The organism is Neorhodopirellula pilleata (genome assembly GCF_007859915.1).
Taxonomy (GTDB): Bacteria; Planctomycetota; Planctomycetia; order Pirellulales; family Pirellulaceae; genus Rhodopirellula; species Rhodopirellula pilleata.
Map to the genome: position 1 here is coordinate 902,751 of NZ_SJPM01000002.1, position 13,307 is coordinate 916,057.

The following is a 13,307-nucleotide window of genomic DNA, read 5'->3' on the forward strand; positions in this document are numbered from 1 at the left end:
CGCTCCGTGATCGGTGGTGTTCGTCGATGTTGCAACGCCCGTCCCCGACCCGAATCCAGCACTGAATCAACGCTCGTTGAACACTGGTTCGCCCGCGTTCGATACACTGACATGCGGCCAAACTTGTTCGAACTGTCGCCGTTGGGACACGACGAACTATCCCGATGCACGGCAGCGGCCAAGACGCTATTTTGGAACTTCAAACCTTTTACCGGCCGCTCCGTGATCGGCGGTGTTCGTCGGGCTGAAACGATGCACTCGAATCCATACTCTTCACCAACCGCTAACGCTCATCACGACTTGGATCGTGGCTTATTGCTACGTCGGATCCGATTCGCGAGTGGCTTGATCGCACCGCTAGCGATCGTCAGCGGAGTGGTACTGACAGTGATTGGAATAATGCGTTCCTTTGACGCGTTAGCGAAGTCGGAAAACGTAGATCCGAGTCAATTGGGGGGCGACATTTCGACATCTCTTTCCATTGGATCAATATCAATTCCGGTAGCGATAGTGGCATGCGCAGTATGGATATGGGCGACACTCAAGCTTCGCAAGATTAAACGTTCTGCTGCCGTCGCATCGACACAATAGACTTTCCGATTTGATTGTAGACGCTGCATTGTGGTACACTAAATATGGTTACCACACCAAGAATGACCGACGAACCAAGCGATGCACCCCAGTCCCGGAGCCGAGCGTTTTGACAATTGAAAATCTTTCGCCGCGACGGGGTGATCGCGGTCGTTCGTCGATGCTGCAACGCACGTCCCCGGCCCGAATCCAGGACTGAATCAACACTCGTTGAACACTGGTTCGCCCACGTTCGATACAATGACATCTGGCCAAACTCGTTCGAGCTGTCGCCGTTGGGACACGACGAACTATCCGATCCACGGCAGCGGCCAAGACGCTATTTTGGAACTTCCAACTTTTCACCGGCCGCTCCGTGATCGGCGGTGTTCGTCGATGTTGCAACGCCCGGCCCCGACCCGAATCCAGGACTGAATCAACGCTCGTTGAACACTGGTTCGCCCGCGTTCGATACACTGACATCCGGCCAAACTCGTTCGAACTGTCGCCGTTGGGACACGACGAACTATCCGATCCACGGCAGCGGCCAGGACGCTGTATTGGAACTTCCAACTTTTTACCGGCCGCTCCGTGATCGGTGGTGTTCGCCGACTGAAGGCATGTCCGCAAGACTACGAAATACCAACGCTTTGGTCGCCTGCTTGATCGTCGCCACGATTGGCTGTGGCCCTAGCACGGAAACCTTCAATTCCGCATCGAGCGTTCCGAGCAACTCCGTTATCGAGGTTCCTTCTAACGCTACACATATTGCCGTTACTCACCTTTCCGGACAGCATCGCGCGACCTTCACCGCCGATCTGCAAGGCGTGCAACAATGGGTTGATGACCTTCGGGCCCTCAAGCCCGAACTTAACTCTACTCCGCGTTCACCGAACTGGCTCGTAGACGCCAATGAATACTTAAAACCAACGCTGATCAACGAGGAGCGTGATACGTTTACGCTGCGCATGGGGTCACCCAGCGGCTTCTCCGAACATATGCTAAAATTTGTGATCGTTCGATCTACGCGCGGAGGCGTGACAACCCTTTGGCACGATCCGCACACATCGAGAAACTACCTCTGGGCCGTATACAGATAGCGGCGAACCAATAAGGATTTGACTTCGCGGCGAGGCGTGGTTTGAGTTCGAATCTTTTTCTTGGCTGGTCCGTAAGTCGCTGCCCGAAGCCAGTGCCACTAGCCGAAGCTCAAGTCCTCTGTTCAAGAAGCCCGGTTGGATTTCCCACGCAGCCTATCGCCTGTATGGTTTTTGCTTCCGTGCTTGGTACTCCGGTGCGGATGGTGGTACCTATGCGAGATCGAATGCGTGGATTGATTGGGTGCTTTCGCGCCAAAACGAGCGAAGTCACCACGCAGTTCAGCCGTCTCAAGCACACTGTTCGTGTTTTTTGACGCGTTTGACTGCCACTTAGACGCACCTTCATCATTCGCCCTCCCGAAGACGTTTCGTGTTCATTGATGGGTGGGAGTCGCTTCATCTTTCCTTATCCGCTATCGAAGTACGTCAAGCCACGCTCGATCTGGATGCCCATCGAATCAAGGCTCTGATAAGTCACCTCGACCACTCGCATCTCCCCGCCGCACTCGGTGCACTGCATCGGTGCGGTCAGATTTTGGCTAGTCGTAGGCTGGGTCGCAGCGATAGCGGAGACCCGGCACGCATCGGTTCAAACTACATTGACCCAAAACCGCTGCCGGGTGTTCGTCGTCAAAGCCCTCCTCCACCCAGCCTACTTAACAAGCAACCCGACTAAAGCAATCGCCGGCTAGTCGTAGGCTGGGTCGCAGCGATAGCGAAGACCCGGCACGCATCGGTTCAAACTACCTTGACCCAAAACCGCTGCCGGGTGTTCGTCGTCAAAGCCCTCCTCCACCCAGCCTACTTAACAAGTAAACCGACTAAAGCAATCGCCGGCTAGTCGTAGGCTGGGTCGCAGCGATAGCGGAGACCCGGCATGCATCGGTTCAAACTACCTTGACCCAAAACCGCTGCCGGGTGTTCGTCGTCAAAGCCCTCCTCCACCCAGACTACTTAACAAGTGACCCGACAAAAGTAATCGCCGGCTAGTCGTAGGCTGGGTCGCAGCGATAGCGGAGACCCGGCACGCATCGGTTCAAACTACATTGACCCAAAACCGCTGCCGGGTGTTCGTCGTCAAAGCCCTCCTCCACCCAGCCTACTTAACAAGACCTAATCAACCAAAAAGCGATGAACCGTGATTTCTCGGACTTCATCGCCGGGGCGCAATAGCGTTGATTGGAAATTCTCATGATTGGGCGCGTCCGGTGCGTGCTGAGTCTCCAGACAAAACGCATCGTGACTGCCATGTCCCGCCGATGATTCGTTGCCACCCAAATGATTGGCGGTGTAGAGCTGCATCGTCGGTTGGGTGGTTTCGATTTCCAATACTCGGCCGGTTGAATGATCCGTTACCCGAGCCGCTGGACGCAAGTTACCGGGCTGACCTGCGACGACATAGCAATGATCGTATCCCTTCGTCGCGGGCAACTGGTCGATTCGTTTGGCAAACGTTTCAGGATGCAAGAAATCAAATGGCGTATTCTGGACGGAGTTCAGCTTACCCGTCGGGATCAAATCATCATCCACGTCGAGCAGTTCGTTCGCATGAATGACCGCAATATGTTCGCGAGCCGTCCCCGATCCCACTCCCGCCAGATTCCAATAACTGTGGTTGGTCAAGTTCACGTGCGTGGGTGCGGTTGTTTTAGCGGTGTAGACGATGGTTAATTCATTGTCATCGTTCCATCGGTATTCCGCGGTGGCGGTGACTTCGCCGGGGAACCCTTCGTCTCCGTCTGGACTGATCAACGTGTATCGCACCCCTTCACCGGTCATGGCGTCGGCTTCCAGCGTCTCGCCCGTCCATAACTTGTGAGAGAAGTTCACTTTTCCGCCATGCAGGCAGTGTTTGCCATGATTGATGGTGACCTGATGTTGGACGCCGTCGATCGTAAAGGTTCCGAATCCGATCCGATTGCAAAACCGACCGATCGAGCTGCCGAATCCAGGGTGCGGTGCGAGATAACGCTCGATCGAATCAAACACCATGTTCACATTGGCCAGTTTGCCGTCTCGATCGGGAACGTTCACTTCCAGCAAGGAGGCACCCCAATCCATCACCGAAATGGAGTTTCCGTGACGATTGGTGAGGGTCATTCGGGTAACCGCTTGGCCGTCGGAGGTCTTTCCGAATGAAGAGGTTTGGATGGTCATAGGGCGATCGGTGGGGCTCGAAAGTGAAGCTGGAAACTGGAGAATTCGACCAGTCTGTGGAAGTCTGCGGTCGCTTGCAAGAGTGCTTCGAGACGGAGTTTTAATGCTGGAAATCGTTCCGAACCATTAGGATTGACTGGTTTTTAGTCCCACCACGTCAAAATTAGAAAAAGTTTTCATGAAGCAACTATGATGGGTCACCGCCGGTCCCCCACTCCGTCCGATCCCACATGTCTGACGCCACGTCCCCAACCGAACGATCCGCATCGACAGATCCGCTGGCTGAAAACCAGCAGATTCTGCTGCGTTCAGCTCGAACTCCCGCCGGGGACGGCGGAAGGCGTGAGAAGGTTCCCTCGCCTTTGCCTGATCTGGTGGCGACCCAGGACTTCACGCCGACGGTCGATCAAACTGATACCGACGCCAATTTGTCTCAGTCGTCGACTGATACTTCGCTCGATAAACAAGTTTCGGACCTAGCGTTCGCCGCCGCATTGGTCCGCAGCGGCAAGGTCAAAGAACGACAACTCGAACGCGCGGTCAAAGATTGGACCGTGTTCGGCAATCAGTCGCTGGCCGAGCAACTCGTCCGCAATGGCATCTTGACCGAGGAAGAGATCTCGCACTGGCAAGCCGAGGCGCGGAAGCTCAAAGATTCGGTGAACCAATCGGTTGCCGAGGATCCGCGATCGCAATCCATGTCTTTGGGCGGCAGCCAAATGCTCCGGATCGACGGAAGCGGTCGTTTAGCCAAGCTACTCGGCTTGGGGCACAGCTCGGAGCCGAAATCTGACGACAACGAACGGGGGCTCATTACCCGGTTCAGTCTTGTGCGAAAAATCGGTGAAGGCGGTTTGGGAACCGTCTGGCTCGCCCGAGATGAAAACCTTCGCCGCTACGTCGCGATCAAGGAGATTCGAAATCAAAACGACCGGGTCAGCGCAAGCACACTGGCCCGATTCCGCCGCGAAGCCGAGGTCACCGGACGATTAGAGCATCCCGGCATCGTTCCCATCTATGAGTTCGGCACCGACATCCAGACGGGCCGGTTTTTCTATGTGATGCGTTTCATGGGTAAACAAACCATGCAAAACGCGATCAGTGAGTACCACGAGCTACGCGAGACCGGCAACGACGACCCGCTGATTCTGCATCGCTTAATTAGCGCGTTTGTGGAACTTTGTAACTCGGTCGCGTACGCTCACTCCAAACAGGTTATTCATCGTGATTTGAAACCCGAGAACGTTGCGCTGGATAGCTTCGGCCAAGTGATCTTGCTCGACTGGGGGCTGGCCAAGATCAACGACGATACGGGAGCCGCCGAAGCGGCCTTTGAAATCGGTGACGATGAAATCGCATCATCGAATTTGACCCTGGCAAGTCAAGTATTGGGTTCGCCGATGTACATGGCGCCCGAACAGGCATCCGGGCACATCGAACTGATCGACGAACGCACCGATGTTTACGGTTTGGGAGGCATTCTGTTCGCCATTCTGACCGGCCAATCGCCTCACGAGCCGTCGCACGATAGTTCGGTCAATGTGACCTTCAGTGAGCTATTGACGGAGATCGTCAGCGGCAAGGTCGTCCACGCCAAAGAAGTGGTTCCGACGGTTCCTCCCGAACTCGACGCGATCTGCTTTCGTGCTCTTCAGAAGAAAAGATGCCTGCGATATCCATCGGCTTCCGCGCTCGCCGAAGACTTAGAGCGTTACATGGCCGGACGTAAAGTTTCGGCTTACAAGGAACCTTCCCGTCGCAAAGTTAGTCGGTGGGTTAGCGAACATCCGAAATGGTCTCAGTTCATCGGCGTCGCGTCGGTCGTTTTGATCCTAGTGATTTTTATTTCAACATATCTGGTGCGGCAAAACCAAAAAGCTGCGATGTCGCATCGCTTCCAACAAGCCGCCGACGTCGTCAAGGAACTCGCTTTTCACATGCAAGCCCAAGCCGAGGACGGAATCAAAGACGCTCGGTTTTTGGCCAGTTTGCCCGCCGTGCAACAGATCATCGAGGGGGCTCATGATTCGCCCCCGACGGCCGCCACGGAATCGATTGATGCTTCGAACCGCTCGGAGATGCAAAATCGTTTTGCATCCATCGCGGAAGCACTACTGCATCGCAACCAATCGTACCACTCGATCGAAATGATCGCATTTGCCCGTGACCAAGCCAAACAGATCACACGAGTGGAACGCAATGTGGGAACCGGGCTGGTTCGCCGTGTTCCCGAGGCGCTTCTTTCATCGTTCACGATCGACGAACAAAATGCCACCATGGCGTCATTGATGCCGGGTGACGTGCTGTTGAACACCAGTGACAAGACCGTTCAGGGAGTCGACGCCGAATACAACGATTCGCTCGCTCTCACAGTCACGACTTCGGTATACGATCAAAGAAACGATGTCGCGTTCGGGCTGCTTGTCATCCAACTTGACCTCCGTGGTTTGATGCGAGACCGGATCGAATCGACTCGACGTGACGGCGTGAATGTTTACATTGCCGATGGAAACGGTTTGATTCAAATGGTTCTCTCGGAAGGTGTGTTTCGTTCGCACTACCACGGCAAACCGATCGCCACGTTGGCTCCCGATGCCTCTCGCATTTTCGGCGGTACGACGTTCGAAACCAGCTACTCTGATGAAACATCTTTGTACGCCAAACGCGTACGATTGGGCGAGCGAATTTCCAAGTCCAGCGCCGATGTCGGCGTCGTTGTCCAGGTACACAATTAGTCCCCATCGCGTCGGATAGATCCGTCGCGTCCGACGTACATGGCGATAGCGGCTGGTTCGATGCAAAAGCGAATCGGTTCTTCGTCGACAATCTCGCCATCCATCGTGAATCTCATCGGGGGCGAGGACTGCAACTCCACGCATTTTGCCTGACGATAGATCACTTGATCGCATTGCTCGAAGGAACCGGACAAATTCCCGGCGACAATTTCTACCATATCCATCACGTTGCCGTCCTTAATCAAAACAACATCCAATAAACCATCGTCGGTTGATGCCAAAGGGGCAACCTCGATGCGTCCCGCATTGGTTCGGCCGTTCGCAATGAGGATCGCCCAACTATCCATTTCTATTTGATCACCGTCGATGTCAATCCGCACGCGGTAGCTGTTCATGTCCGCAAGTACCGAAATCGCGCCACGGACGTAACTCAGCGCACCCCAACGTTGCTTGATCTCGTCTGTCATCTCTTCGGAGACGCGGACGCAATTTCCTCCGGCGGCGACGTTGGCGAACCATCGTTGATAGTTTTCCGCAAACACCTTTACCACGTCCATGCGAATCGGCTCGCTGTGACGCATTTCGGCGACGGCGAGATTGATCTCGTCAGAGATTCCGAGTGTTCCGGCGAAATCGTTGGCGGTTCCAAGCGGGATGACCGCAAGATTCGGTCGGGAGGCAATGTCGATTTTCATCATCGCGTTAACGACCGCATTAACGGTGCCGTCTCCTCCGGCGGCGATGACGGTTTGGCATTCGCTCGCGGCGATGCATTGATGCAGGTCGACGTCACGCTGCATCTCGGTCCATCGAGTCGGCACGTCCACGAGCAATCGACGCAACTGCTCGATCTGTAAGGATTTTCCGGAACCACCGTTCCAAATGACGTGATATTGCATGACTATGACTCGATCAACTTTCATTCATTTGGATCTTGGGAATAGATCAGCGCGGTGTACGGCGGTATTTCGACGCGTCCGCGATAAGGATGCCCGTCGTAGGCTTGGTCGATGGACTCAATGTCGCCGCTCGCATTCCCGCCGAAATCGTCGCTGAAGATTTTGCGATCACTACTGAATCGTCGTCTCCATGTTCCTGGTGACGGCAAACCGAATTCGTATTGCCCGTAGTGCTGATTCGCAAAATTAATCACCACGACGGTTTCATCGCCCAAACCGCCGTCGCGCCGACGGATGAAAGCAATCACCTTGTTTGATTGATTGACATGATGAATGTCAATGTGTTGTCCGGTGAGTCCTCGCGTGTTGCCGTCACGATTGAGTCGCAAGCGGATCAACCTCGACGTCAGTTTCACAATCCCCGCGTGCTCATCGCTTTTATCCCAGTCAAGCGACTCGGCATCTTGGAACCAACCATCCTCCAAAAACTCTTGGCCTTGAAACAGCATCGGGATCCCTGGGGCGGTCAAAGTCAGCGCCAGTCCGATCGTCGCGCGTTTTTGGGCATACCAGTTGTCCGGTTCGGATTCATCGACCTCGCTGGGCACTCGTGACTTTCCGTTGGCAACCTCGTCATGTGATTCGGTGTAGACGATTCGTTGAAACGCATCGCCGTTGTAGCGATGTCGTAGCGCATTGCAGACTTGATTCATGTCGCGGTGTCGATCGTCACTTTGTGTAATGACATCACGGATGGGGTGAACGAATCGGGCATCCCACTGCGTAGCGAATCCAGCGCCGCCTTCGTCATTCGACTTCGTAAGGTAGGCGTTGTTCTGCAGGTCTTCGGCGATTGTGATGGCGGAAGGTTTGAACGCGTGGATCTCGCCGTTGATCCACTGTGTCAGGCTCCATCCTTCGGGAATATCTTGCGTTCCACTGGCATCAATACTTCGAATGTAGAGTGTCATGTCATAGCGTAGTCCATCGACATGGTAGTCTTCCAACCACATCATCGCGTTGTCACGGATGTAGGCTCGCACTTCGCCTCGCCCGTAGTCCGGTCGTGTGTCACCCCAGGGAGTGCTAGATCGATGGTCGTTGTAGAAGTAGATTCCGCCTTTATCGTTCTCGCTCCAACCGTCGAACTGCCATAAATCTAGGTCGCTTGGCCCAAAATGGTTGTAGACCACGTCGAGAATGATCGCGAACCCGGCTTGATGAGCCTCTCGAACAAAGTGTTTGAAACCGACCGGACCACCGTAGGCTGATTCGATTGCGAACGGATGAGCTGGGTTATACCCCCAGGAATAATCGCCTGCGAACTCTGCGATCGGCATGATTTGAAGTGCATTGACGCCAAGCTTTTGTAAGTGTTCGAACTTCTTGGTGAAGTCTTCGAAGGTGCCTACCGAGTCCTTGTTGGAGCGGAAGAACGTACCGATGTGCGCTTCGTAGATGACCAGTTCGTTCCACGGAGGCATTGTGAAATGGTCCCCTTGCCATTCAAAATTAGGATCATGAACGACTCCGTTTCCGACGCTGTTGGTGACCTCCCGTGCTCGGGGATCGATTCGCTGGAATTTCTTGTCGCCATATCGAACCTCGTACTTGTAGTGATCTCCCGGCCTGGCGTTCTCGACGATCGAAAACCAGCAACCGTTGTCCTCACGCTGCAACGAATGGTCGTCTGAGTTCCAACCGTTGAAGTCACCGACCACTGCAACATGGTTCGCGTGGGGTGCCCAAACGCGGAAAGCAACGCCACGGTCGAGAGGAATTGCACCCATTCCTTCAACGAATTGGTCCGTCGAATATGCCTCCCGATGCGCGGGCGTGACGATATGGTTCATGGGAAAGTTCCTTGAGGTTAGCTTTGATCAAAAAGTAAAAAAATCCCAAACGGCTCATACGGAGCTGACAGCGGTTTGAACGTTGTCGGGATCAAGCAGGTGGTCGTCGGCCTGTTGCTCATCGGCCCAGACCTCTAGGTTCGTGCTCTGAGCGTCGCCTCGGATGGTTGCGAAGGCGACATCGGCGGCATCACGACCGGTTCCGATTCGAACAAAACCGCCGACGGGAGCCAGACGTGTGGCGTCAAACAAGTACCAACGTCCACCCAGATAAGCTTCGAAGAATCCATGGAAATCAGGCGGTTGCAGATTGACCGCGTATCCCGAAACGTATCGAGCCGGTATACCCATCGCGCGGCATAAACTAATGGCAACGTGGGCGTAGTCTCGACATACGCCCGTTCGCTGCAACAACACGTCGCAGGCCGTCGTCGTCGGGCCGGTACTGCCGGGAGTGTACGTTAAATGCTCGAACGTCCAATTGCAGATCGCCGTGACTCTTGAATAACCCGGCAATAAACTGCCAAACTCTTCACCGGCGAATCGAAACAACTTATCCGATTCGCAGTACCGACTCGGGTTGAGGTAGGCCAGTGCATCTGCAGGAAGATCTTCGTACTCGCTCTCCATGACGTTTGCTGAGTCGACTTCGTCTGCGTGCAACTGAACCGTCGCCTGATACTGAATCGTTAACTCGCCTGGTAGTGCATTGATCCGCACCAAACGATTGCCAAGGGGACCGACCGCACACTCCTCAATTTTGTGAAAAGGTTCGATTTCGATCGACTCATGTGAGGTGGACTGATGGTCGTTTTGAGCCACTGAGATATTGAGCAATAGCGTGGTGGGTGACTGTACGAAGTATTGCAAACGGCTGCCGACTTGGATCTGGTTCATGGGAAAGACTCATTGGGTTGGAAGTTGCCCATCGATTGAAAGGCTGCGTAAAGAGTGAACGTAGGAAAGTTTTTGAACGACCGACGGTGGAAGTCGTTCGGGCAGCAACGGGAGCAAACCGAGATCGAAGTTGTATTCGCTGACCTGGATCACGATGTCTAGAACCGACTTCACTAATTTGGCCGCATCGCTCACCGGCGACAAATCAAGATGTTGGCCTCCGATGTCGTTCGCCGTCGTAGCGATCGCCATGATGTCCAAGTACACATTGACAGTTTCAGCGAAATCCTCCCAGGGGTGCATCGTGGCGTAGGCGCTAACATGATTCTCGTGCCAATCCGCTGGTGCACCCCGTTCGTAGTGTTGCTTCATCGCTTGGGAGTAATCGACCTCGCCCGGATTGCCGAACAATCGATGGTACTCCTCTACCGCAACTTGACTGGCCCAGGCCCAATCGATGTAGTGCCCGACCTCGTGTCGCATATGACCGATCAAGGTTCGTTGTGGTTCGCCGAATTGGACCCGCAAACGTTCGCGATGAACGCTGTCTGCTTCTGCCAGGTTGATCGTAATTAATCCGTTTTCATGACCGGTCGTGACCTTTTGCGGCTTTCCTTCGGCATCGACGGAATCCTCGAGAAATTCGAATCGCAGCCGATGGGTTCGACGGGTATCCGCAATGAACGGCGGCAAACTCAGGTCCTCCAATTGCAGCAGCAGTCGTCGTTTGGCAGATTCCAAGGCACCCCAGCGGACCACGCGATCGGGTTGACTCAGAGGCGGGATGACGTTGGTGAATTCACACCAACGACACAAGGTCTCCGCCGATTGATTAAATGAATGACAGACGCCATGCATTTGATTCAAACATGGATATACGACGCTATGACAAGCATCACACCTTATGTCGGCTTCATCGGTCGTCAGACTCGTGAGAGAACCGCACACGGTGCAGCGGCCCAATCGAGCATGGCAAGAAAGGCATTCGTGGTTATTGAAAAAGATGCGGTTCCCGCATCGGCAGGTACCCGTTTTCATATTCGTAACGGCACATGTTCACGGGCAATTCTTTGTTGTTTCATAATCGAGTGAATTTTGGCTTGGGTTTGCGAGAAGGAGGTCGTCATGCTGGTTGCGCCGACCTTGCGAAACTTGACAAATAACTGATCGAAGTGCTTAAACTTGCCCAAACACGAGACAACAATTGGCCCCGCATAGCCCATGCTGCGTAGCCGTTTGCATAAGTAACGTGATTGAGCGAATCCGCCCGGGGGTAAGACCACAATCACGACCATCGCCGGAGGCTCCGAAAGGACCTGCTGACCGATTTCTTCGGGAAGGGTTTCATCGTCAACCGATTGAAGACGATAATTCTCGTCTTCATTGATGACGCCGGTTCCTCCCGTACGTAGCAAGTTTAAGACCAACATCTCACTGAAGTGATGTGAAGAACAGCCGACGATCAACGGCAACATGTCCGCACCGTCTTGGTTGATTTCTTGGTTGCCTTCTTGGTCGTCTTGTATAACTTCAGCCGCAGACTCGGTGATTTGCGGTTCGACGTCTTTTAGGAGGTGCTCACGCAGCTTGGCACTTTGACCACCGATCATTGCCAACAGTCGGTTGGCGTCGGCATCGGTAAGGTACTCGGCGTCGTGATCGGTTCGAACGCGTTTCAGCGTGGGGATGAGAACCTCGTCGCAAGTTTGCGCAAAATCGGATTGATCAGCGGTCTCACGAAGGAACTCCCAGGCGCGATGTTCGTCGTTGGCTAAAAGCCGTTGATAAAACCGCATCGCCGTTCGGACTTCAATGGTCTCGGCAAAAAGGGTCGACAGAATTTTGAAGCGTGGCACATAGCGGCCCAACACCACCAAGCAAACCGTCAGTGGTGTTGAGAGGAGCAACCCGACCGGCCCCCAAAGCCATCCCCAGAAGACGGCGGCGAGGATCACGGCGACGGCCGAGATCCCTGTGCTGGCACCATAAAGCCACGGCTCAAGTACGTTGTTGCTGAGTAGTTCCATCGTGATGATCAGACCGAACACCGCCAAGGCAACGCCGTAACCTGGAAAAACGGACAAAGCGATCGTAAGCGGAAACGCGGCTGCCGAAATGGGGCCGAGGTACGGAATGAATCGCAGACACGTTGCGAGCACGCCCCACAAGATTGCATTGGGAAATCCTCCCGCTTGCGTCATTGCGGCGCCAATGGACATCAGACCGATAGTTAGCACGGCGCCATACGACGTGTTCACGATCGTCTGTGCCATCAGGTAGCGGCTGATTCGGCCGGCCGCCTCATCGAGCGCTTCGGTCGTCGTGACGTAGTCACCGTGACTGACCACCGCGATGATTCGGTCCCGCAGGTCTTCACGATGAATCAACATGAACAACGCGAACACGCTGACCAAGCCCGCCGTTGCGAACGGGCCCAAGATCGTACCGGCCGACGACGCCCAGGAAGCGAGTGGCAAATCGTCTTTCACCACCTGAACATAAAGCGGACCACGGAGAGAGGTGCCGTCATTGGGCGAACGATCCTTGTCGGTATCAGCCGCCGGGAAGACTTGATCGGTGATCCGTTCGAAGAACGTCGGCTTTGGCTGATTGGTGATCTCCTTTTCAGCAACACTCTCCATCGCCTCCGTCATCTCGTCGGCGAGTTCGTCGAGCGATCCGCCGACACCGCTGGTCATTCCCGCAACACTTCGCGCTTTAGTGATCAATTCACCTTTATGCTGCGGCAGGTCGGCGACCAGGCTGGTCAGTTCTCGACCAAGCAGAGTAAAGCCGCCAGCGAGAAGCAAGAATGCGAATGTCGCTGTCATCACAACCGCGGCGACATTCGGAATCCCCAAGCGGTGCAGACGATCGACGATCGGGCTGAGCAAAAATGACAGCAGTAGCCCAAGTGCAAGCGGAATGAATACATCGCGGGCGAGATAGAGCGAGATGACCGTCAGGACAACCGCAAACCACTGCGCAACCCCCGCGATGGTCGCCAAATCAGATCTAGGTTTTGCCATTCAAGGGAACAAAAGAGGGGAAACAAAGCACTGGAAAGATCCCAGGAAGCCCCGAGAATCGACGAGT

9 protein-coding genes and 1 pseudogene are annotated in these 13,307 nt (G+C 54.5%); 3 read left to right on the plus strand and 7 right to left on the minus strand.

The annotated features are described in order from the left end of the window. Window positions 1-252 precede the first annotated feature (252 nt). Both Pla100_RS32395 and Pla100_RS08435 read left to right on the plus strand, forming a co-directional pair. Entirely contained in the window at window positions 253-591 is a 339-nt protein-coding gene (locus tag Pla100_RS32395) for a MotA/TolQ/ExbB proton channel family protein (RefSeq protein ID WP_390620582.1), read from the plus strand. Window positions 592-1,190: 599 nt separating this feature from the next. Continuing rightward, entirely contained in the window at window positions 1,191-1,670 is a 480-nt protein-coding gene (locus tag Pla100_RS08435) for a hypothetical protein (protein ID WP_146577189.1), read from the plus strand. Window positions 1,671-2,076: 406 nt separating this feature from the next. On the opposite strand, the pseudogene Pla100_RS32565 reads toward Pla100_RS08435, so the two are convergent. After that, window positions 2,077-2,208 (minus strand): annotated as a pseudogene (locus Pla100_RS32565) (IS91 family transposase); the annotation flags it as partial. Between the two features lie 575 nt (window positions 2,209-2,783). Continuing rightward, window positions 2,784-3,827 (minus strand): aldose epimerase family protein, encoded by a 1,044-nt coding sequence (locus tag Pla100_RS08440; RefSeq protein ID WP_146577190.1) that lies wholly within the window; start codon window positions 3,825-3,827, stop codon window positions 2,784-2,786. 230 nt (window positions 3,828-4,057) lie between these two features. Between Pla100_RS08440 and Pla100_RS08445 the strand changes: the two genes are divergently transcribed. Beyond that, window positions 4,058-6,562, plus strand: a complete 2,505-nt coding sequence (locus Pla100_RS08445) for a serine/threonine-protein kinase (RefSeq protein WP_146577191.1) — start codon at window positions 4,058-4,060, stop codon at window positions 6,560-6,562. Here the strand turns inward: Pla100_RS08445 and Pla100_RS08450 are convergent. The 5 genes from Pla100_RS08450 to Pla100_RS08470 are packed head-to-tail and all read right to left on the minus strand — an operon-like array spanning window position 6,559 to window position 13,240. Next, complete coding sequence (locus Pla100_RS08450) at window positions 6,559-7,461, minus strand: diacylglycerol/lipid kinase family protein (protein ID WP_146577192.1); 903 nt, start codon at window positions 7,459-7,461, stop codon at window positions 6,559-6,561. The genes Pla100_RS08445 and Pla100_RS08450 overlap by 4 nt on opposite strands. 20 nt (window positions 7,462-7,481) lie before the next feature. Then, window positions 7,482-9,314, minus strand: a complete 1,833-nt coding sequence (locus tag Pla100_RS08455; protein ID WP_231602843.1) for an alpha-amylase family glycosyl hydrolase — start codon at window positions 9,312-9,314, stop codon at window positions 7,482-7,484. Between the two features lie 54 nt (window positions 9,315-9,368). Then, a complete protein-coding gene (locus tag Pla100_RS08460; protein ID WP_146577193.1) occupies window positions 9,369-10,211 on the minus strand; it encodes a transglutaminase-like domain-containing protein in 843 nt (280 codons plus the stop codon). 9 nt (window positions 10,212-10,220) lie between these two features. After that, window positions 10,221-11,249, minus strand: coding sequence for a putative zinc-binding metallopeptidase (locus Pla100_RS08465; protein ID WP_146577194.1), 1,029 nt, complete (start codon window positions 11,247-11,249; stop codon window positions 10,221-10,223). Next, entirely contained in the window at window positions 11,246-13,240 is a 1,995-nt protein-coding gene (locus tag Pla100_RS08470) for an AI-2E family transporter (protein ID WP_146577195.1), read from the minus strand. The genes Pla100_RS08465 and Pla100_RS08470 overlap by 4 nt, the downstream gene beginning before the upstream one ends. Window positions 13,241-13,307: the final 67 nt, after the last annotated feature.